Source organism: Streptomyces sp. NPDC002643, from assembly GCF_053592555.1.
Genome location: NZ_JBSFVY010000016.1, coordinates 153130 through 174583, shown reverse-complemented (window position 1 = coordinate 174583; position 21454 = coordinate 153130). Strand labels below are relative to the sequence as shown.

The window sequence follows — 21454 nt, the reverse complement described above, 5'->3', positions numbered from 1 at the left end:
GAACGACGCGGTAAGGGGCGATCGCAATGGCGACCGCCCCTTACCCATGTCCGGCCCGATCCCCTCCCGGTGATCAGTTGCGGCTGCCCCCGAGGGAGTTGCCGCTCAGCCCGCCCGCGCCCATGCCGAACTGGCCGAGCACGCCGGACGTACGCACATGCTGCGGCGGCAGCAATTCGCTCGGCTGCACCAGGACGTGCCCATTGCCGGAGAAGTGCATCTCCCAGCCCTCACCGGTGGACCCCCGGCGGCGCCACACGGCGGACGTCGAGGTCGGCGCCTGGAGCTGTGTACGCAGCGAGGTGGACCAGGCGATGACGGCGTCCGAGTCGACGCAGATGTTCTTCTCGGGGGTGACTTCCAGGGCGAGCGGCTCGCCGGAGGTCATCAAGACGACCTTGCCGCCCCCGGACAGCTCCAGGTTGTACGCCCCCGCCGAGGCGACCTCGACGGCGCTGTCCACGGCGACGATGCCGACGTTCAGGGAGCCGTCGAAGGCGAGCACGGCGGAGGAGTCGACGGTGATACCGCGTCCGACGTCCATGATGTGCAGGTACTGGGCGAAGTTGGCGAGATAGACGATCCCGTTGCCCTTGCAGCGCATGAGTTCGAGGCGCTCACCGGTCATCCGCTCGACATTGCGCCAGCTGCGGTTGCGGTACTGGCTGTCGAAGTCGACCTGCCCCTCGAAGGCGACCATGGCGCCCTGTCTGGCGAGGACGGGGCTGCTGCCGATGGTGACGTCGGTCTTGAGCAGCTGCGGGTTCTGCAGGGTGTAGCGCTCGGTGTGCTCCACCGGGATGTGCGCGAAGAGTGTGCTGTGCATGGTGTTCGGTTCTCCTCTCAGCCCCGGTCAGCCACGGATCTTGAAGCGGTCGCCGGTGTCCTCGCTGGGCTGGACGACCACGAAGCCCTGTCCCTTGAAACCGATCTGGAAGGCCTCGCCGCTGCCCCGGCCGATGAGCGCGCCGGCCTTGATGGTGCGGCGGGCCTTCATGTCGAGGCCGTCGGTCCAGGCGATCAGCGCGTCCGGGTCGACATACGTCTCCCGTTCGGCGCAGTCGAGGGAGATCGGTACGCCCCTGCTGACCAGGGCGACCCATCCGGTGCCGCGGATCACGAGGTTGGTGAGGCCGGAGCCGGAGAGCTTGGCGAGGCCCTTGACGGGTTCGATGGTGAGCTGGAGGGAGGCGTCGCAGGCCAGCAGGGTGGGGCCGTTGACGGACAGCGCCTCGTTGTTGAGGTGGACGATGAGGACATCGCCGCCGTAGTCGGCGAGGTAGAGCTCGCCGTCACCGCGGCAGAGCATCAGCTTGCCGCCCTCGCCGGAGACCATCTCCTCGGCGCTGCGGCGCAGTGAGGCGGGCGCCGCGTCGAACTGCACGTAGCCGTCGTACGCGATCATCGAGCCGGCCTTGGCGAGCAGGTCCTGCCCGGTGACCATGGTGACCTTGAGCGTCTTGGCGCTGTGCACGCTCATACGGACGCCGGTGGAAGCGGAGCGGTGGGCGTTGACTGTCTGGAGGTCCATGCTCTGCCTCACACCTCGAAGGGCTGGACGACGACGAAGTTGCCGGGGGCGCCGCGGAACTGGAGGTTGATGGCCTCCTGGGTCTGCCGGGCGTACCCGGAGCGGCGCAGCCTGAGCGAGGTCGTGGTGACGGCCTGCGCGCCGGCGGACCAGGCGATGACGGCGTTGCCGTCGACGTAGGTGGCCGGGCCGACGGGCAGGACGACGGGGGTGCCGCGGGTCTTGACGATGACCGCTCCCGTGCCGGAGAACAGCATGCTGAACAGGCCGCCGCCGGGCAGGCCGGCGCCCTCGATTCGGCGGATCTCGGTGTCCAGTGCCTCGTCGAAGGCCAGGACTCCGCGCGCGCTGGTGTAGAGCTGCTCGTTCTGCAGACGAATGACGAAGAGGCGGCTGCCCTCGTCGGCGAGGAACACCTCACCGTCGCCGGAGCAGCGCATCAGGGCCATTCCCTGTCCGGTGAGCTGTCCCGTCAACTTGCCGAGCAGACCTGAGCCCTTGTGGGCGAAGTCGATGTCGCCCTGGTAGGCGACCATGCTGCCCTGCTTGGCGAGGATGTTGGCGCCCTTGGTGAGCGTGGCCCGCACCATCTGCGGGTTCTGCTCGGTCCAGCGGTCGCCGACGGGTGCCTCGGAGTACTTGGTCAGCACGGCGCGCAGGCCGGCCTCCGGCGGCACGGGCGCGAGCTGTGTGGCACCGCCGAAGGGCTGTCCCTGGCCGGGGAAGGCGGCGGGGGCGCCCGGTGGTGTGAACGGGCCTCCCTGGGGTGCGGCGCCGGGGGGCGTGAAGGGGCCGCCCTGCGGTGGTGCGCCCGGAGGCGTGAAGGGGCCGCCCTGGGGCGGGGCTCCCGGAGGGGTGAAAGGGCCACCCTGGGGTGGGGTGCCCGGAGGTGCCGCGGGCGGCGGGACCGTGCCGCCGGGCGGGGTGTTCAGGGGCGCGGCGATGGTCGGCGCGGCGTGTACGGCGGGTGAGGGCGCCGGGGGCGCGAAACCCTGTGCGGGCGCCGGGGCGGGCGCGGGAGTGGGCGCCGGGGCGGGCGCCGCCGGGGCGCCGAACGCGGGCGGAGCGAAGCCGGGAGTGGCGTCGGGCTGCGGCTGCTGCGGCGCGGCGGCGGGCTCCTCCTCGGCGACCTCGCCGCCGAAGTTCTTCAGCAGCGCGTCCAGGCCACCGTCGAAGCCCTGTCCGACGGCCGCGAACCGCCATACGTCCTTCAGGTAGAAGTCGCCCAGCATCACGGCGCGCTCAGTGGTGAACTCCGAGCCGTCGAACGGGTACCGAGCGACCTCCTCGCCACCCGCGACGATACGGATGTAGCCAGGAGTGATCTGCGACATCTGTCCGTCGCCGTCGATGGTCGCCGTGAACGACAGCTTCTGGATCTGCGGCGGGATCTTGTCGAGCGTGACCCGGAAGGACTCCGTGTCGCCCGCCTGGGTGCCCAGGAGCTGTATGGCCTCCTCGGGGGTCTTCGGCTGGTTGAAGAAGACGAAGTAGCGGTCGTCCGAGAGCCGTTCATCGGCGTCCAGACCGAAGCAGCTGATGTCGAAGGTCAGCCCGGGGGCGGCGATCTGTACACCCACATACAGATCCGTGCCCGCGGTGAGGTCACTGATCTTGGCCTTGTGGCCGCGTTGGAATTCCCTGGCCATGCGTAACGACCGTCCCCCATCCCGAAAGTAAGTGCGCCTGCGGTGCGTCGCGCCAGGCTAACCGCAAACTCCTGAGGCGTACGAGGCTGGTACAGAGCCGGTACAAAAGCGCGACTTCGGGCCACGCGTCCGCAAAGGGCGCACGCGCGCGTGGGGCGTTTCGTTTCCGGTCCCGCACCACCCGTGGATGTCACTGGTCGCGCGGTCGCAACGCTCCGGGAACGCAGGCGAGTTGCGTCGGCCCGCGCGGGGCGTCACTCGTCGCGGTCGGCGTGCAGATGCGGCAGCCGGTCGGCGGCGACCACTCCTTCGAGGTAGCCGCGAGCGCGCTCGGTACGCGGATAGGCCTCCAGCAGCCGCCAGAAGCGGGGGCCGTGTCCGGGTACGAGCAGATGGGCGAGCTCGTGGACGAGGACGTAGTCGATCACGTACTCGGGCATGCCCTGCAACCGGTGCGAGAGCCGGATGCTGCCCTCGGCGGGGGTGCACGAGCCCCAGCGGGTGTTCTGGTTGGTGACCCAACGGACCGAGGTGGGCCGGGCACGGCCTTCGAAGTACTGGTCCGACAGCAGGGCTGCGCGCTCGGCCAGTTCCTTGTCACCGAGGCGTCGCTTGCTCTCCTGCGCGGCCAGCTTGTCGAGCATGACGCTCACCCAGCGCTGCTCCTCCGCCTCGGACATCCGAGCGGGGATGAGCACGATGGTGCGATCGCCCTCGCGGTACGCGGAGACCGTTCTGCGCCGTCGCGCGCTCCTGCGGACCTCGATCGCGCTCGCCCCCGAGCCGCTCGGCGGCTGGCTCGTCGTGCTGCGCTGTGGCTTTCCGGCGCGGTGCAGTGGGTCGGCGGGCACGCCCCGACGTTACCCGCTGCACACGGGGGAAGTCCCGCCTCTGGGACGGTTCGATATCGAACCGCACTCCGAGCGCCTGATTTGTACGACGAACGCTGTCGCCTGTGGACAACTCCCGACACGCTCCGTCGCAGTCCGTGCATGCTGGCACCCGTCGGCGGACCAGGCACTGGGCCCGTCGGCACCTGGGGACGTTCTACTGGCTACGGGGGCCGATCATGCATCCGATGGTGAAGCCCGCGCTCCGGCGCGGTTGGCGGGATCTCAACACCGTGCAGTTCGGTCTCGCACCGGCGCACGCCATGGTGCTGGGACCGATGGACACGGCGACGGGCAGCTTCCTCGCGCTGATCGACGGCACGCGCGGTCTGCCGCTTCTGCGCGAGGAGGGGCGGAAGCTGGGGCTGTCCGAAAGTCATGTGGACGGGCTGGTGGAGAACCTGGCCCGGTCCGGGCTGCTGGACGACACCACGGGTGGTGGCCCGGCCGCGGACGAGTTGCGCGGCCGGCCCGAGGCCCTGGAGCGGTTGCGTTCCGACGCCGCCGCTCTGTCCCTGGTCGCGACGGCTCCGGGCGAGGCGATGAAACGCCTGGCCGCCCGCCGCTCGCTGAGGGTGCAGGTACGGGGCGCGGGGAGGGTGGGGTCGGTGGTCGCCGCGCTGTTGTCCGGTGCCGGTGTGGGTGAGGTCGACGTACGCGACGTCGGCCGGGTCGAGCCATGGGATGTGGCACCGGGAGGGCTGTCGGCCGAGTCGATCGGCGAGCGCAGGGACATGGCGGCTCGCCGAGCCGTTCGCCATGCGGCACCCGACCGCCCGCGTCGGCGCCGCCGAGGGCCGCAACCGCCGAAGGAGCCGGCGGAGGCCGAGTCGACGAGCCGCCTGCGCGAGGAGCCGGGGTTCTCGCTCGTGATCCTCGCCCCGCGCGACGGTGTCGATGTCCACGCCCCCAAGCCCGGCGCCGCGGAGTCGCTCATCGCCTCGGGTACGCCCCACCTCTACGCGGGGGTGGTGGAGGGGACCGGGGTGGTCGGCCCGCTGGTCCTGCCGGGCGAGACAGCATGCGCCGGTTGCCTGGACCTGGGCCGCGCCGACCGCGACGAGACCTGGCCGCGTCTGGTCGCCCAGTGGCGCTCCGGCCGTCGGCGCCAGGTCGAGGCCTGCGATCTGGCACTGGCGACGACGGTCGCGGGTCTGGCCGCCGGGCACGCCCTCGCCCATCTCGACGGGCTGCTGCCGTCCAGTACGGGTGCCCGCTGGGAGGTCTCGGTGCCCGGCTTCGACTGGCACTCCCGCCCGGTGTGGCCGCATCCCGCGTGCCCGTGCGGAGCGGCGGAGAAAGGTGCGGTCGGCAAAGGTAATGAGGAACACACCGCAAGGGAGGTGGAGCCGCACGAGACAATGGCGGAGCATCAGCGGTCAACGAGGTTGTCCCGCAAGGTACACGCGGCACGGCCTGCCGGGACTTGGAGGGCGCATGTCTGATCTTCCCCGCAAGGCGGTCACCCGGACCGCCAAGCTTGCCGCGCTCCCGCTCGGCTTCGCCGGTCGGGCCACTTGGGGACTGGGCAAACGGATCGTCGGCGAGTCCGCGGAGCTCGTCGGCCGCGAACTCCAACAGCGCACGGCGGAGCAGCTGTTCAAGGTCCTCGGCGAGTTGAAGGGCGGTGCGATGAAGTTCGGGCAGGCCCTGTCCGTCTTCGAGTCGGCGCTTCCCGAGGAGGTCGCTGGCCCCTATCGCGCGGCGCTGACGAAGCTGCAGGACGCGGCGCCACCGATGCCGACCCGCACGGTGCACTCCGTGCTGGCGGAGCGGATCGGGGAGGACTGGCAGGAGCTGTTCCTGGAGTTCGAGGACAAGCCGGCCGCGGCGGCCTCGATCGGCCAGGTGCACCGAGCGGTGTGGCACGACGGCCGCGAGGTCGCCGTCAAGGTGCAGTACCCGGGTGCGGGCGAGGCCCTCCTCTCCGACCTCGGCCAACTCAGCCGTTTCGCCCGCCTCCTGGGCCCCTTGGTCCCGGGGATGGACATCAAGCCGCTCATCGCCGAGCTGCGGGACCGTGTCTCGGAGGAGCTGGACTACGGCTTGGAGGCCCAGGCTCAGCAGGCGCACGCGGAGGAGTTCGCGGGCGACCCCGACGTCATGGTCCCGGCCGTGGTGCACCAGTGCGAGCAGGTGTTGATCACGGAGTGGATGGACGGCACTCCCCTGTCGGAGGTGATCGCGGACGGTACGCAGGAGCAGCGGGACCGTGCGGGACAGCTGTTGGCCCGCTTCCTCTTCTCGGGCCCGGCCCGCACCGGCCTCCTGCACGCTGATCCGCACCCGGGAAACTTCCGGCTGGTGCCGGACGACAAGCGCGGTTGGCGCCTGGGTGTCCTCGACTTCGGCACGGTGGACCGTCTGCCGGGCGGGCTGCCCTCGCCGATCGGCGAGGCCCTGCGGCTGACCATCGAGGGCGAGGCCGATGCGGTGTACGAGATGCTCCGTACGGAGGGCTTTGTGAAGGAGTCGATAGACCTGGACCCGGACGCGGTCCTGGACTATCTGCTCCCGATCATCGAACCGGCCGGGGCCGAGGAGTTCACCTTCGCCCGTGGCTGGATGCGCAGTCAGGCCGCCCGCATAGCCGACCCACGGTCCCCCGCCCACCAACTGGGCAAGCAGCTGAACCTTCCTCCGTCCTATCTCCTCATCCATCGGGTGACCCTGAGCACCATCGGCGTCCTGTGCCAGCTCGGCGCCACAGTCCGTCTCCGCGACGAACTGGAGGACTGGCTGCCGGGCTTCCTGACGGAGGAGGAGTTGGAGGACGAGGGCGAGTCGGCCGCGGAGGCGTGACAGACCATCGCTGCTCTGAGAGAGGCGGACCGGGACCGGGCAGGCCGCGGACTCACCGATACCGCGAATCCACCCGCCGGCATAGGGCTTGGGGGCTCACCACCAGGCTGAGTCCAGTCGGCCTTCGATGGCTCTCAGGTTCTCTCGGCCGCATCTCTCGCAGAAGTAGCGGTGCCTGCCGTTCTCGACGGAGCAGATCCACAGGGGCTGAGGGGCTTCGGCGGTGGTTCCGCAGCGGGCGCACACGAGGGTCTGGGGTCCTGTGGCGGAGCCGCTGTCGTCGTTGCCCCCGGAAAGACTCGTCACTCGGAGACGATATCTCCGCGGTCGGGTGATGCGTCGTCACCACGCACCACGGGGGCCGGTCCCTTCGGACCGACCCCCGCGAGGAGTCACCGTTGTCGGTGATTGTGATGTGCCTGTCTGGGCCGGTTCAGAGCGGCTGCCGTACGGCGGCTACTGCATGACGGCCATGGCGAGCGCACGGCGGGCGCGCATCGAGGCGCGCTCGGCCCGGCGCTGCATCCGGCGGGCGACCGCCAGGCGCATGGCCCGGCGCTCCTGCTCCGCTTGCTGCAGGCGCTCGTGCATATGCGCACGAGCCAGGGCTTCTGGCATGAGATGCATCTCTCGGGTCCTGTTCTGGCGTGAGGCGTTCGCACCGGTGGTGGTGAAGTCTGGAGTCGCGGAGCCTGTGGGCTCGCTCGTGGACGGCTTCATCGGGGCCTGCTTCTTGGGGTCGTGCGTCAGGGGGCGGTCGATGGTTCCGGTGATGTTCATGCCGTGACCGGGTTCTTGCGCGGGCGACCACGAGGCCGCTTGCGGGCAACGACGACACCCTGGACGAAGAGCTCGCCACCCCAGACGCCCCAGGGCTCACGCCGTTCCTTGGCGCCGGCGAGGCAGGCCTCGATCAGCGGGCAGGTGCGGCAGAGGGACTTGGCGTACTCGACATCGGCCGGCGACTCCGCGAAGAAGACCTCCGGGTCGTAGGAGCGGCAGGGGACGGGCACGCCGAGGTTCTCGATGGCGTCGTCGAGCGCGGTGAGCGCGGTGAGCGGAGTCAAGGTGGAGTCCTCCGTGAGGCGGGGCGGGGGGATCGTTTCGGAAGGCGGTACGGACGGGGCGTGCGCTTCGAGTTGCACGGTTCGTCTTCCTCGTCTGGTCGTTCCGGCCGGTGGGCCGGGTGGCGGCTGGTACCGGGTTCTTTTCTTGTCCCGAGGCCCCTTCGTTCTGAAGTCCCCGGTCGGGGACAAACAGAAGGGCCGCGGTTCCCGGATGGGGTTCCGCGGCCCTGAAGGCGCCGACCTGATCGTCGATCAGGTTGGATCACTCCAGGGTTCTGGCCCACGGAAGGCCCACATCTGGTGGTGCTGCGTCGTCTGCTTCCGGAATCCGGCACCGGCCGCCGCAAAGGCATAGGCATGCGCCTGTGCCACTACTGCTGCTTCCAGTGCCTTGGTCGGTCGCTCATTGCGCTCACGGACGGGAAGGCCCGAGAGAGGCAGGGAGGAGACCGGACGACCGCCGGCGATGGCGGACAGACCGGTGCCGCGGTTCGAGACGCCGAGCATGCACAGGGAGACGGCCGAGCGATCGGTCATTTTGACCGTGCTGATGAAGCTGGTGTTGATGCTGATCACTGGACTCGCCTCCTCTCGGCGTCTAAAGGGATCAGTGTGAACCGATCCGACGGATATGAAGTACATCACGAAACCGGGGCCTTCGAGAAGGCCGCCGTCCCCGTGGCTTAGAACCTATGGGGATTGCTGGGGCATGCGCAAACTATTTTTTCGACGAGTTCGTATCAGTCGCTCTCGTCCTCGCCCCCGGGCTCCCGACCTGCGCAGATGTCGAGAACATCAGCGCCGTACCGCTGGAGCTTACGGGCGCGGACACCGGAAATGCGACCCAGTTCAACCGGAGTGCTCGGCCCCGCTTCCGCGATGGCCATCAGGGTGCGGTCGGTGAAGACACAGAAGTCCGGCTGGCCGCTGAGCCGTGCCTGGACGGCCCGCCACTCGCGCAGACGCTCGTAGAGGGCCTCGTCCATGTCGGAGGGACAGTCCTCGCAGCGCATCAGCTTCATGTCGCCGGCGTCCCGCAGGGTCCGGCCGCAGACCCGGCAGCGGGCCGGCGTCCGGCTGGTGCGGCGCGGTGCGGGCGCGATGCCTCCGAGCACGAGGCTGCCGGCTCGGCCATCGGCCGAGCCCGGTTCGACGCCCCCGGGGCCGCTCGCACCGGTCCGGCCCGCCGTCGCGGTCGATCCGGGGCGCAGGCCGTCGAGGAAGCGGCTGGGACGCCGATTCGGGCGGGCGCCGGGTGAACGGGACAGCGCCCAGGACACGGAGAGCTGTTCTCGTGCGCGGGTGACGCCCACATAGAGGAGTCGTCTCTCCTCTTCGATCTGCTCGTCCGTCCTGGCGTAGGTGATCGGCACCATGCCCTCGGCGACTCCGACCAGGAAGACGACGTCCCACTCCAGGCCCTTGGCCGAGTGCAGCGAGGCGAGGGTGACGCCCTGGACGGTCGGGGCGTGCTGGGCGTTCGCCCGCTCGTCGAGCTCCGCCACCAGGTCGCCGAGTGTGGCGTCGGGCTTGGCCGAGGCGAAGTCCTGCGCGAGGTTCACCAGGGCCGCGAGCGACTCCCAGCGTTCTCTGACGGCGCCGGAGCCCGCCGGGGGTTCACCGGTCCAGCCCTCGCCGGACAGCACCGCCCGCACCTGTGAGGGGAGGTCGACGGCGTCCTCCAGGAGGGAGTCATTGCCCCCGAAGCGGGCCGCGGCTCTCAGCGCGGTCCCCGCCTTGCGGACCTCGGGGCGGTCGAAGAACCGCTCGGCGCCGCGCAGCTGGTAGGGCACTCCGGCGTCCGCCAGCGCCTGCTCGTAGGTCTCGGACTGGGAGTTGGTGCGGAACAGGACGGCGATCTCGCTCGCGGGGACTCCGGAGGCGATGAGGTCGCGGATACGGCGGGCGGCTCCCTCCGCTTCGGCGGGCTCGTCGGCGTACTCGGTGTAGCGCGGCTCGGGGCCCGCGGGACGCTGGGAGATCAGCTCAAGGCGGTGGTCGGCGGCTCGGCCACGGGCCTGGGAGAGCAGGCCGTTGGCGAGGTGGACGACCTGGGGGGTGGAGCGGTAGTCGCGGACGAGCTTGACGACGGTGGCGCCGGGGTGACGGAGGCGGAAGTCGAGCAGATGGTCGGGAGTTGCTCCAGTGAACGAGTAGATCGTCTGGCTGGCGTCGCCCACGACGCACAGGTTGTCCCGGTCGCCGAGCCAGAGATCGAGGAGGCGTTGCTGGAGCGGGCTGACGTCCTGGTACTCGTCGACCACGAAGTGCTGGTACTGGGAGCGGACCTGTTCGGCGATGTCGTGCCGGTCCTGGAGGATGCCGACCGTGAGCAGGAGGACGTCCTCGAAGTCGATGACGGAGCGCTGGCGCTTGAGGTCCTCGTAGGTGGCGTAGATCTGGGCGATCTCGGCCGGGTCGCCGGGTGCGGCACGGCCGGATTCGGCGGCGGCCGCGGCGTAGTCGGCGGGGACGGTCTGGGTGACCTTGGACCACTCGATCTCGGCGGTGGTGTCCCGTAGTTCGTTGCGATCGAGACGGATGCGGCAGGCGGCGGCCGCGTCGGCGACGAGTTGCAGCTTGCGGTCGATGATCCTCGGCATACCGCCGCCGACGGCCTTGGGCCAGAAGTACTGGAGCTGGCGCAGCGCGGCGGAGTGGAACGTCCGTGCCTGGACTCCGGCGGCGCCGAGTTGGCGTAGACGACCGCGCATCTCTCCTGCGGCCCGGTTGGTGAACGTGACGGCCAGCACACTGGTGGGCTGGAGCATCCCGGCACGGACCCCGTAGGCGATGCGGTGGGTGATCGCCCGGGTCTTGCCGGTGCCGGCGCCCGCGAGTACGCACACCGGCCCGTGCAGGGCGGTGGCCACCGCGCGCTGCTCGGGGTCGAGCCCTTCGAGCACCGCGTCGGCCGAGTCGGGGACCCGCGGGAAGAGGGTGGAGTGCGTTGCTGCTGTCACACGGCCATGCTGCCAGGTCGCACGAGACGCCCGGGCAGGTTGTCCACAGGCGGGGCCTCGCAGTCGTACTAATACGGCAGATGTGCGGGACACCGCGGCAGACCTCGCGGGTCGACGCGGCGGGTTTCCCTGGGCGACACGGCGGCGGTCACTCGGTTCGGTGCGGCAGGCGTCACGGGCCGGTTACGGGAATGGTGGACCTCTCGCGTACGTTCCTCCCACTGCGAGCACGCATTCGAGCCGTAACACCGTGAAGGAGCGCCAGAGACATGCAGGGCACTGTGACGATGTACAGCACCACGTGGTGCGGATACTGCCGTCGGCTGAAGAGCCAGATGGACCGTGAGGGCATCGCGTACACGGAGATCAACATCGAGCAGGACCCGGAGTCCGCGGCGTTCGTGGAGAAGGCGAACGGCGGGAACCAGACGGTGCCCACCGTCCTCTTCCCGGACGGTTCGACGCTGACCAACCCCTCGTTGGCGCAGGTCAAGCAGAAGATCGGCGTGTGAGGCGAGCCCCTGGGACGGGGCTCGCGCCCTAGCCGGTGTGCCCCCGTGTCGGCAGGGGCTTGCCGTACCAGAGTTCGATCAGTCGGGCCGCGATCGAGATGCCGTAGGGAGGCAGCACCTCCCCGGACTCGAACGCGGCCCGCAACTGTTCGCGGGAGAACCAGCGGGCCTCGTGTATCTCGTCGCCGTCCACGTCGATCTCGGCCGAGGTGGCGCGGGCCATGAAGCCCAGCATGAGGCTGGACGGGAAGGGCCAGGGCTGGCTGGCGACGTACTCGACATGGCCGACGGTGATGCCGACCTCTTCGTGGACCTCGCGGCGTACGGACTGCTCGATGGACTCCCCCGGCTCCACGAAGCCGGCGAGGGTGGAGAAGCGCCCCTCGGGCCAGTGGACCTGGCGGCCGAGGAGGATGCGGTCCTCGTCGTCCGTGACGGCCATGATCACGGCCGGGTCGGTGCGCGGGTAGTGCTCGGCGCCGCAGGCCGGGCAGCGGCGGATGTGGCCGGCCGCGGCGATGACCGTGCGCTCGCCGCAGCGGGAGCAGAAGCGGTGGGTGCGCTGCCAGTTCTCCAGGCCGACCGCGTGGGCCATGAGGCCGGTATCGCGCGCCGACAGCAGCATGCCCGCCTCGCGGAGCCCTGCGGGGCGCGCGGACTGGTCCATGCGCCCGGGGAGCGCGTCCTTCTGAAGTGCGAAGTAACTCACACCATCGGCATCGGTGCCCAGGAAGTAGCGGTGCGCCTCGGTGAGCGGTGCCTCGAAGGAGGGGGTCATGACGAGTTCGGTGGTGCCGTCCTGGGTCTCGTCGATGAGGACCTGGCCGCCGGAGACCACGAAGCAGCGGGTCGTGGGGTGGCTCCACGCCGCCGCCAGCCAGGCCTCGTCGAGCCGGTGGTGAGCGGCACGGTCGATACCGCTCGGGGCGGACAGCGCTATGGGTCGGTCGGCGGTGTGGTCGGTCCAGGTGGTCACGGGTGCTTCCAACTCCCCCGGTGAAACGGTGGTTTGGGTGGATGGTTCGGCGGGGCGTACGGCGGGCGGGTGCGCTGGGGTGGGGCGGGCCTACTTCAGTGTGCCTCGCGGGAGGTTTCGGACAGCTCGCCCCAGAGGTACGCACGGGCTTCGGCGCCCTTGAGGAGCAGGTCCAGCTCGGCCTTCTCGTCGGGGGCGTCCCAGCGGTCCTGTCCCGCGACCAGCTGGAAGGACAGCTTCACCATCGCCGAGGACGGGATGCTCGTCTTGCTGCCGGGGCCCTGGTAGCCGCCTCCGATGCCGTTGACCTCGGCGGTGGGGCGGGCCCGGACACGCTCCAGGGTGGTGTGTCCGGTCTCACCATTGGTCGCCTTGGACTTGGCCGTGCGCAGCCACTGCTGCTCGTCGAAGGGCAGCTCGGCGAAGAGTTCGCGCTCTCGGTCGGTGAGTTCGACGACGCCGTCGTAGAAGCCGGGCATCGTCACGCGCGCGTGCTCGTCGTGGAGGGCGGCGACCAGGCGGGCGTCCGCGGCGAGCCGCTCGGCGTGCTCCTCGACAAGGGCCAGGAAGTACGGGGAGCCGGGCTCCTCCTCACCCTCGATCAGCATCTTCAGGTGGACGGCGGGGGCGGTGCGGCCGGTGGTGGCGAGATGGGCGCGAACGCCGTGTGTGTGGAAGAACACCTGGCCCTTGTCGTCGGCGGCCCCGCGCGCGTGGAGGCGGTTTCCACGGATCACGGGCTCGAACGGCTCGGTGCCCCAGCCGTCCTCGCGGGCCGCGGGCTGGACGTCGTGGTGCCCGAAGACGAGGACCGTCGGGGCTTCGGGGTCCTCGCAGGGCCACTCGGCGAAGACAGCGGGGGCGCCCGGTGTCTCCCAGACCTCGGCGGTGGGGAAGCCCGTCTCCTTCAACTTGGCGGCGAGCCGGTCGGCGCTGCGCCGGACGTCGGCCGTGTGCCCGGGCTGGGCCGACACCGACGGGATGCGCAGCCATTCGACAAGGTCGTCGAGGAAGGCGGCACGGTGGTTGTCGATGTACGTACGGACATCGCTGACGGCACTGTCAACGGGCTGGCTCATGCTCACGAGCCTATAGGCCCGCACCGACATGCTGGTCCGGTGGTTCGTCGGTGGACGGCTCCGGCCCGTCCGGCGGCGGGGGCCGGTCGACGCCGGGGTCCGGCCCATCGGGACCGGGCTCCTCCAGGAGCAGCCGCTCCAGCGCGGCGCGGTCGGGCAGGTCCCCGGGGCGTACGACGTCGCCCGTGCGTACGTACAGGAAGGCGGCCCCGACCGACTCCGGGGGCACACCCTGCTGCTCGGCCCAGGCGAGCCGGTAGAGCGCGAGTTGGAGGGGGTCGGCGGTGCGGGTCCGGTTGGTCTTCCAGTCGACGATCTCGTACGTCGTCGTCCCGTCGCCGTCGCGGTCCTCGTAGACGGCGTCGATGCGGCCCCTGATGACGCGTCCGGCGATGTCGAGTTGGAAGGGGGCCTCGACCCGGTACGGGGTGCGCTGTGCGTAGGGCGTGCGTTCGAAGGCCTCCTTGAGGGCCTCCAGGTCCCGTTCGTCGACGATCTCGGCCTCGCTGCCGGGCAGCTCGTCGGGCTCCAGCATGGGCAGCCGCAGTGCTTCGAAGCGGGCCTCGACCCAGGCGTGGAATCGGGTGCCCCTACGGGCGGCGGGCTGGGGCGGGCGGGGCATGGGGCGCGCGATTTCCTGTGCGAAGCCGTCCGGGTCGGCGGCCAGGCGCAGCAGCTGCGAGGCGGTCAGCGAGGTCGGGAGGAGTACGTCGGTGACCTTGGCGCGGGCGCGCAGGAGTTCTCCGGCGAGGGCGTCCAGGTCGCGGTCCCAGGAGGCGATGGTGCGGGCCTCCTCGGGGGTCGGCTCGGATGGGTCGGGATGTCGGCGGGCATGCGGGACGGCGGGTGGGCGCCCGTCGCGGCCGGGGTCCGACCTGCCGTGGGCCGACATGCCGGGGTCGGCGTGCGGCACGCGCGCGTGGGGAGCCATGGCGGAGTCCGAGACGTCCGCCGGGCGGTGCGTCGCCCAGGAGTCCCAGTCGGAGGTGTCCTCCTCGAAGCCCTGGGACGGGTCGTCCGGGAAGTCGAGGCCCTCGGCGTGGTCGTCTGGGAAGTCGTCCACCGGTGGAGGCGGCCAGTCCGGGTCGTCGTAGGAGTGCGGGTCCGGAGCAGGGGCGGTGCCCGGGTGGCTGTCCTCCTGGGTGGCGACGCGTTCCAGGTGGGCCAGTACGGTCTCGGCGGCCGCGCGGCGGCGGGCCAGCGCCTTGTCGTCCAGCGGGAGCGGCCAGGCGTGCTCGGCGGAGGTCTTGTGCAGGGCGGGGTTCTCGGCGCCCTCCTCGGGTTCGTCGGCCCATGCCTCGATCTCGCCGTGCCCGACGGCGCAGTGGGCGTACAGCGCCTTGAGGAAGTCGGACGGCCCGCGTGGGCGCTTCTGGGACGGGCCCCACCAGTGGCCGGAGCCGAGGAGCAGGGAGCGGGGGCGGGTGAAGGTGACATAGCCGAGGCGGAGTTCCTCGGTGTGCTGGTGGTCCTTCATGGCCTCCTGGAATGCCTTCAGGCCCCGGGAGTCCCATGTGTCGACATCGGGGAGGGTGTCGGCGTCGCCGCGCAGTTCGTGCGGCAGGACTCTGCCCTGGGCGGTCCACTTCTCGCGGCCCTGGGTGCTCGGGAAGGTGCCGGTGACGAGGCCGGGGACGGCGACGACGTCCCACTCCAGGCCCTTGGACTTGTGGGCGGTGAGCACCTTCACGGTGTTCTCGCCGCCGGGCAGGGCGTTGTCGAGGCCCTTTTCGTACTGGGCGGCCGTGCGCAGGAAACCGAGGAACGCGAGCAGGGTGGCCTCGCCCTCGCTGTTGGCGGCGAAGGAGGCGGCGATGTCCAGGAAGTTGGAGAGCGTCTCCCGGCGGCGGGCGGCCAGGGCATGCGGGGAGGCGGACAGTTCGACTTCGAGGCCGGTGACGGCGAGCACCCGGTGGAGGACGTCCACGAGCGGGTCGGCGAGGGATCGGCGCAGGTCGCGCAGTTCGGTGGCGAGGCGGGCGAACCGCACGCGTGCGTCGGGCGAGAACGGCAGCCCGTCGTCCTCCCCCTCGGCCTCGATGGGCAGTTCGAGGAAGGTGTCGAGCGCGTCGGCGAGGGAGATCACCTCGGAGGGGTCGACGCCCTCGACGGCGGCGGCGAGCCGGCGGTCCGGGTCGTCCTCGGCGTCCACGCGCGCGTGCGACACGAGGAGCCTTGCCCGGCGGCCGAGGAGGGCGAGGTCGCGGGGGCCGATGCGCCAGCGCGGGCCGGTGAGGAGGCGGACCAGGGATGCGTTGGCGCCGGGGTCCTGGAGGACCTCGCAGACGGCGACGAGGTCGGCGACCTCGGGCAGGTGGAGCAGGCCGGAGAGGCCGACGACCTCGACGGGGATGTCACGGGCGACGAGCGCGCCCTGGATCTCGGCGAAGTCGGTGGCGGTGCGGCACAGGACCGCGATCTCACCGGGCTCCTTGCCTGTGCGCACCAGGTGGGCGATGGAGTCGGCGATCCAGTCCAGTTCCTCGGCGTGCGTGGGCAGCAGGGCGCAGCGGACCACACCGTCGCGTTCGGCTCCGGGGGCGGGCCTCAGTGCCTCCACGCCCGCGTGCATGGCCCGCAGGGGCTCCGCGAGACCGTTGGCGAGGTCGAGGAGACGGCCGCCGCTGCGGCGGTTCTCACTGAGGGACTGGCGCTCCGCCCGGGTGCCGTCCGCGTGGGCGAAGTGCTCGGGGAAGTCGTCGAGGTTGGCCACGGAGGCGCCGCGCCAGCCGTAGATCGCCTGGCAGGGGTCGCCGACGGCGGTCACGGGGTGGCCGGTGCCGCCGCCGAACAGGCCCGCCAGGAGGACACGTTGGGCGACGGAGGTGTCCTGGTACTCGTCGAGCAGGACCACCCGGAACTCGTCCCTCAGGACGCGGCCGACTTCGGGGAGTTGCGCGAGACGGGCCGACAGGGCGATCTGGTCGCCGAAGTCGAGGAGGTCGCGCGCGCGTTTGGCTGCGCGGTAGTGGCCGACCAGTTCGGCGAGTTCCCGTCGGGCGGCGGCGGCCTCGGGGACCTTGCGGAGGTCGGCGTTGGTGAGCTTGGCGCTCTCCAGGTCGCGCAGCAGTTCGGCGTCGTACGCGCGCAGTTCCTCGGGGCCGACGAGGTGCTCCGCGAGTTCGGAGTCAAGGGCGAGGAGGTCGCTGACCAGGTCCGGGAAGGAGCGAGTGAGAGCCGGGTACGGGCCGGGGGACTCCCGGAGCACGCGTGCGGCGAGTTGGTAGCGGGTCGCGTCGGCGAGCAGCCTGGAGGTGGGTTCCAGGCCGATGCGCAGTCCGTGGTCGGTGAGGAGGCGGCCAGCGAAGGCGTGGTAGGTGGAGATGACCGGTTCGCCCGGCGGGTTGTCGGGGTCGATGACGTCCGGGTCGGTGATGCCCGCCTTGACGAGGGCCTTGCGTACGCGCTCGGCGAGTTCGCCCGCCGCCTTGTTGGTGAACGTCAGACCGAGCACCTGTTCGGGAGCGACCTGTCCGGTGCCGACCAGCCAGACCACGCGCGCGGCCATCACCGTGGTCTTGCCGGACCCGGCTCCGGCCACGATCACCTGCGGGGCGGGCGGCGCGATGATGCAGGCCGTCTGCTCCGGGGTGAACGGGATGCCGAGGAGCTCCTTGAGCTGCTCGGGATCGCTGATACGGGCGGACATTCCAGAGAGGCTAGCGGCGGCCACTGACAGTGGATGCCGCGCTGCCCTGCGAGCGGGAAGAAGCGCTGGTCAGCAGCCGTGGCGGGGTGGACCACGCATGTCACTCGACGACGTGACGACCCTCCGGGCGGGCACTGCACGACGCCCGGAATGAGCAATGTGCACAATGCTGTCCCGCAGTTGGCGAGAAACGCTCGTCAAGTACTTTTCCTGCGGCGTTGGCCAGGAGTCCACCGATCCAGTCGCCCTCCAACGGTCCTTGGGCCTGCACCTTGGGGAGCGTCTCGCCGCCGTTCTTCTTGGCGGCGCCCTGCCGCAGTTGGACGAGTTCGGCCCCGCCCGGTTCCGGCCGCGCGCCTCCGAAGGGCTCGTCGACGGCGCCCTCCCGGACCGCGAGCTGGTAGACGGCGAGCTGGGGGTGTCGGTCGACTTCCGCGGCGCTGGGGGCCTGTTTGCCGGTCTTGAAATCGACCACATAGGCCCGGCCTTCGGCGTCGGTCTCCACGCGGTCCATGGAGCCACGGATGCGCACCTCGTAGTCGCCCGCTTCGAGGGTGACGTCGAAGTCGTGCTCACTGGCCACCGGAGAGCGTCCCGCGCGGAGGCCGCCTGAGTCGACGTGCCACTTAAGGAAGCGTTCGAGCGCCACGCGTGCGTGCTGCTTCTCCTGTTCCGACTTCCAGGGCGCGTCGAAGGCGAGCGCGTTCCACACGGAGTCGAGGCGCTCCATGAGGACGTCGAGGTCCGCCGGCGTGCGCCCGGAAGCGACCTCGTCGGCGAGGACATGGATGACGTTTCCGAAGCCCTGGGCGGCGGTCGCGGGGGCGTCGGCCTTCACCTCGCGGCCCAGGAACCACTGCAGGGCGCAGGTGTTGGCAAGCTGGTCGAGGGCGCTGCCGGACAACACGACGGGCTGATCGCGGTTCCTGAGCGGCGCCTTGCTCTCGGTGGGCTCGAACATGCCCCACCAGCGGTACGGGTGCGCCGAGGGCACCAGCGGGCGCCCGTCCTCGTCGGTCAGCGCGGCCAGCCGGGCCAGGCGGCGGGCGGCGGCCTCGCGCAAGGCGTCCGACACGCGCGGGTCGACGGTCGTGGCGCGCAGTTCGGCGACGAGGGCGGCCACGGACAGCGGGCGGCGGGGGCGGCCGGTGACGTCCTTGGGTTCGACGCCGAGTTCGGTGAGGAAGCGGGAGGGCTGGTCGCCGTCGTCCGCGGGTGCCTTCACCGCGGTGACGACGAGGCGTTCACGCGCGCGCGTGGCGGCCACGTAGAACAGGCGTCGTTCCTCCGCGAGCAGCGCTCCGGGAGTGAGCGGCTCCGCGAGGCCGTCGCGCCCGATGCGGTCCGCCTCCAGGAGGGAGCCACGTCGGCGCAGGTCCGGCCACAAACCCTCCTGGACGCCCGCGACGACGACCAGGCGCCACTGGAGGCCCTTGGAGCGGTGGGCGGTCATCAGACACACGGCGTCGGGGCGGACGGCTCGTCCGGTGAGCGTGTCGGCGGCAATGTCCTCGGCCTCGATCTCCGCCAGGAAGTTGAGCGCGCCGAGGCCACCCGTGCGCTCCTCCGCGCGGGCGGCGGTGGCGAACAGCGCGCACACGGCGTCGAGATCGCGATCGGCGTTGCGTCCGGCCGCGCCCCCGCGCTGGGCGGCCCGCTCCAGGCGCCGGGGCCAGGGGGTCCCGTCCCACAGGTTCCACAACGCCTCCTCGGCCGTGCCACCACCGGCGAGGCGCTCACGTGCCTTCCGCAACAGCGCGCCGAGACGTTGCGCGCCCCGCGCGTACGCCGGGTCGTGCGCCACCAGTCTCTCCGGCTCGGCCAACGCGCGCGCCAGCAGCTCGTCCGACGGCGCCGGAACGGCGTTGCCGCCCGCGCGCTCCTCCTCCCGGAGGGCTCGGCCGAGGCGGCGCAGATCGGCGGTGTCCATACCGGCGAGGGGCGAGGCGAGCAGCGCGAGCGCGGTCTCGGTGTCCAGCCAGGAGGGCTGTGGCTCGGGCGAGTCGGACGGTTCGTGGCGCTCGCCGGGCCCGGCAGCCGTTTCGGGCGCGTCAGCCGGGTCGGGCTCCGCGGCCGTTTGATCGCTGTCGCCCGCCTCCGCCAGCGCGACCGCCCTCAGGGCGGTCAACAGGGGCTGTACGGCCGGTTCGTGGCGTAGGGGAAGATCGTCGCCGTCGATCTCCAGGGGGACGCCGGCGGCGGTGAGGGCACGGCGCATGGCGGGGATCGTGCGGGCGCCTGCGCGCACCAGGACGGCCATCTCGCTCCAGGGGACGCCATCCTCCAGGTGGGCCCGGCGCAGGATGTCGGCGATGTTGTCCAGTTCGGTGCCCGGGGTCGGGAACGTACAGACCTCGACGCGGCCGCCGTCCCGTACGGGCTTCAGCTCGCGGTGGGCCCGTACCTTCTCGGCGGGCAGACGGGTGAGCGGCATGCGCTGGGTGAGCAGGCGGGTCGCGGCGAGCAGGGCGGCCGTCGAGCGGCGGGAGGTCCTGAGGACCGCGACCGGGGCCGGGCGCCCGCCCGCGCGCGGGAAGGCGACCGGGAACTCCAGGATGCCGTTCACGTCGGCACCGCGGAAGGTGTAGATCGACTGGTCGGGATCGCCGAAGGCGACCAGCGTGCGTCCGCCGCCCGCGAGCGCCCTCAGCATGCGTACCTGTGCCGGATCGGTGTCCTGGTATTCGTCGACGTAGACCGCGTCGTATCGCGCGGCCAGTTGCTCGGCGACACCGGGGCGGCCCGCGAGGAGTACCGCGCGGTGGACCAGTTCCGCGTAGTCGAGGACGCCTTGGAGGTCGAGGACGTCGAGGTACTCGGCGAGGAAGGTGGAGGCCGCCAGCCAGTCGGGGCGGCCGATGCGGGCAGCGAAGGCCCTCAGGTCGTCGGGCGCGAGGCCCAGTTCGCGACTGCGGGCGAGAACCGCGCGGACCTCGTCGGCGAAACCGCGTGTGGTGAGGCAGGCGCGAAGTTCGTCCGGCCAGCGCACATGGGCGAGGCCGAGGCGCTCCAGGTCGGGCTGGCCCGCGAGGAGTTCACGGACCGCGACGTCCTGTTCGGGGCCGGACAGCAGCCTGAGCGGTTCGACGAACAGGTCGCTGTCCTGGTGGGCGCGGACCAGGGCGTAGCAGAACGAGTGGAAGGTGGTGGCCTGAGGAGCCCGCGCCGCGCCCATGCGCAGGGCCATGCGGTCGCGCAGTTCCATGGCCGCCTTGCGGCTGAACGTCAGCACCAGGACACGCTCGGGGTCGACGCCGCGGCCGATCCGGGCCGCCACGGACTCGACCAGCGTGGTCGTCTTGCCGGTGCCCGGACCTGCGAGTACGAGCAGCGGGCCGGTTTCGTGGTCAACCACGCCGCGCTGCTCGGCGTCCAGATCAGGGGGGTCCATTCGGGTCGGCGGCGTACGCACCAGCCTGTAAGCGCCACGGCTCCCCTGTCGCACCTGGGTGTGCGACAGGCGCCTGGTGGAGGAAGAGGAGCTCACGTGGTTCGCCGGTCCTGGTGGGTGTGCGATGTGTCACTGGCGGCGCGGGGCGCCGACATCGGGGGTTGGTGGGGCAGTGGATGGGACGGCCCCTGCTCGGTGGGGGGTGGCCGCGGGGTGAGGGAGACACGCGCAGCCGACGCTACGCCGACGGGTGGTGTGGAAGCGGAGCTTCCCCTTGTTCCCTCCCGACTCATGCGGCACCCGCGTCCCTCGCCCCACGAACGTACGGCATGTCGGCGACGTGCCCCGATTCCCCCGAACGGCCCAGCGCTCACGCTCCGGGCCGTCGGCGGCCGTGCGCCGTCAGGTGTGGCCCGCCGCACGCGCGTGGCCGTCCCATCGGGCGCGCTTCATGTCGATACGGGGCACATGGCCCTCGGCGGCGCGGCTCGCCTCACGCAGAGGGGTGCCCTCCGCTCGGTAGCGGTCCAGGGCTCTCAGCTCATGACCGGGGAGCAGGACGCCGTCCGCGCGGACGACCCGCCACCACGGCACGGCTCCCCCGTAGAGGGCCATCACCCGGCCCACCTGGCGTGGGCCTCCCTCCTCCAGCCACTCGGCGACGTCCCCGTAGGTCATGACCCGGCCGGGCGGGATCAGCTCGGCGACCTCCAGGACCCGCTCCGCGTATTCCGGCAGGGCGTCCGCCGGAAGGCTCTCCTCGCTCATTCGGCCCATCCTGCCCCACCCCACCGACAATGGGACATGGCGACCGATGCGTGCGTCCCTCGCCCCGGCGACGGTCTTCGGGCAGACTGTGCGCCCCCGCCATTGCACCCTGATGCCCCTGTGTGCCCTCCGGGCATGCCACCATCGTGCGGGCGGTGATCGGTGATACGAGACCAA

The 21454-nt window shown here is 71.2% G+C and carries 17 protein-coding genes; 3 read left to right on the top strand and 14 right to left on the bottom strand.

Features of this window, described 5'->3' with window-relative positions; translation table 11 throughout:
* Window positions 1-73: 73 nt before the first annotated feature.
* The 4 genes from ACWD4G_RS24950 to ACWD4G_RS24935 form a co-directional block, all read right to left on the bottom strand.
* Window positions 74-826, bottom strand: a complete 753-nt coding sequence (locus ACWD4G_RS24950) for an AIM24 family protein (RefSeq protein ID WP_451296945.1) — start codon at window positions 824-826, stop codon at window positions 74-76.
* Between the two features lie 27 nt (window positions 827-853).
* A complete protein-coding gene (locus tag ACWD4G_RS24945) occupies window positions 854-1531 on the bottom strand; it encodes an AIM24 family protein (RefSeq protein WP_451296943.1) in 678 nt (225 codons plus the stop codon).
* An 8-nt stretch (window positions 1532-1539) separates the two neighbouring features.
* Window positions 1540-3180 (bottom strand): TerD family protein, encoded by a 1641-nt coding sequence (locus ACWD4G_RS24940; protein ID WP_451296941.1) that lies wholly within the window; start codon window positions 3178-3180, stop codon window positions 1540-1542.
* 254 nt (window positions 3181-3434) lie between these two features.
* On the bottom strand, window positions 3435-4031 hold the full coding sequence (locus ACWD4G_RS24935) for a M48 metallopeptidase family protein (RefSeq protein ID WP_451296939.1): 597 nt from the start codon (window positions 4029-4031) through the stop codon (window positions 3435-3437).
* 218 nt (window positions 4032-4249) lie between these two features.
* Between ACWD4G_RS24935 and ACWD4G_RS24930 the strand changes: the two genes are divergently transcribed.
* Together ACWD4G_RS24930 and ACWD4G_RS24925 are read left to right on the top strand one after the other, a co-directional pair.
* Window positions 4250-5515 (top strand): TOMM precursor leader peptide-binding protein, encoded by a 1266-nt coding sequence (locus ACWD4G_RS24930; protein WP_451296937.1) that lies wholly within the window; start codon window positions 4250-4252, stop codon window positions 5513-5515.
* The gene (locus ACWD4G_RS24925) at window positions 5508-6872 is read left to right on the top strand and encodes an ABC1 kinase family protein (protein WP_451296935.1); all 1365 of its coding nucleotides are present in this window, start codon (window positions 5508-5510) and stop codon (window positions 6870-6872) included. The genes ACWD4G_RS24930 and ACWD4G_RS24925 overlap by 8 nt, the downstream gene beginning before the upstream one ends.
* A 96-nt stretch (window positions 6873-6968) precedes the next feature.
* Here the strand turns inward: ACWD4G_RS24925 and ACWD4G_RS24920 are convergent, their stop codons facing one another.
* The 5 genes from ACWD4G_RS24920 to ACWD4G_RS24900 form a co-directional block, all read right to left on the bottom strand.
* On the bottom strand, window positions 6969-7178 hold the full coding sequence (locus tag ACWD4G_RS24920) for a hypothetical protein (protein ID WP_451296933.1): 210 nt from the start codon (window positions 7176-7178) through the stop codon (window positions 6969-6971).
* Between the two features lie 150 nt (window positions 7179-7328).
* On the bottom strand, window positions 7329-7652 hold the full coding sequence (locus ACWD4G_RS24915; protein WP_451296931.1) for a hypothetical protein: 324 nt from the start codon (window positions 7650-7652) through the stop codon (window positions 7329-7331).
* Complete coding sequence (locus tag ACWD4G_RS24910) at window positions 7649-8017, bottom strand: WhiB family transcriptional regulator (protein WP_451296929.1); 369 nt, start codon at window positions 8015-8017, stop codon at window positions 7649-7651. Before ACWD4G_RS24910 ends, ACWD4G_RS24915 begins: the two co-directional genes overlap by 4 nt.
* A gap of 174 nt (window positions 8018-8191) precedes the next feature.
* Window positions 8192-8515 (bottom strand): hypothetical protein, encoded by a 324-nt coding sequence (locus ACWD4G_RS24905; RefSeq protein ID WP_451296927.1) that lies wholly within the window; start codon window positions 8513-8515, stop codon window positions 8192-8194.
* A gap of 164 nt (window positions 8516-8679) precedes the next feature.
* The gene (locus ACWD4G_RS24900) at window positions 8680-10995 is read right to left on the bottom strand and encodes an ATP-dependent DNA helicase UvrD2 (RefSeq protein WP_451296925.1); all 2316 of its coding nucleotides are present in this window, start codon (window positions 10993-10995) and stop codon (window positions 8680-8682) included.
* 176 nt (window positions 10996-11171) lie between these two features.
* Here ACWD4G_RS24900 and ACWD4G_RS24895 point away from each other — a divergent pair, with 176 nt between their 5' ends.
* Window positions 11172-11414 (top strand): mycoredoxin, encoded by a 243-nt coding sequence (locus ACWD4G_RS24895; RefSeq protein ID WP_033272097.1) that lies wholly within the window; start codon window positions 11172-11174, stop codon window positions 11412-11414.
* 28 nt (window positions 11415-11442) lie between these two features.
* On the opposite strand, the gene nudC is transcribed toward ACWD4G_RS24895, so the two are convergent.
* The 5 genes from nudC to ACWD4G_RS24870 all read right to left on the bottom strand — a co-directional run bounded on the left by nudC (window position 11443) and on the right by ACWD4G_RS24870 (window position 21277).
* A complete protein-coding gene (nudC, locus tag ACWD4G_RS24890; protein ID WP_451296923.1) occupies window positions 11443-12390 on the bottom strand; it encodes an NAD(+) diphosphatase in 948 nt (315 codons plus the stop codon).
* 95 nt (window positions 12391-12485) lie between these two features.
* Window positions 12486-13469, bottom strand: a complete 984-nt coding sequence (locus ACWD4G_RS24885; RefSeq protein WP_451296921.1) for a M20/M25/M40 family metallo-hydrolase — start codon at window positions 13467-13469, stop codon at window positions 12486-12488.
* A 10-nt stretch (window positions 13470-13479) separates the two neighbouring features.
* Complete coding sequence (locus tag ACWD4G_RS24880) at window positions 13480-17118, bottom strand: ATP-dependent helicase (protein ID WP_451296919.1); 3639 nt, start codon at window positions 17116-17118, stop codon at window positions 13480-13482.
* Between the two features lie 100 nt (window positions 17119-17218).
* Window positions 17219-20605: an ATP-dependent helicase gene (locus tag ACWD4G_RS24875; RefSeq protein ID WP_451296917.1), complete on the bottom strand. Its 3387-nt coding sequence runs from the start codon at window positions 20603-20605 to the stop codon at window positions 17219-17221.
* A 306-nt stretch (window positions 20606-20911) separates the two neighbouring features.
* On the bottom strand, window positions 20912-21277 hold the full coding sequence (locus tag ACWD4G_RS24870; protein ID WP_451296915.1) for an MGMT family protein: 366 nt from the start codon (window positions 21275-21277) through the stop codon (window positions 20912-20914).
* Between the last annotated feature and the right edge of the window lie 177 nt (window positions 21278-21454).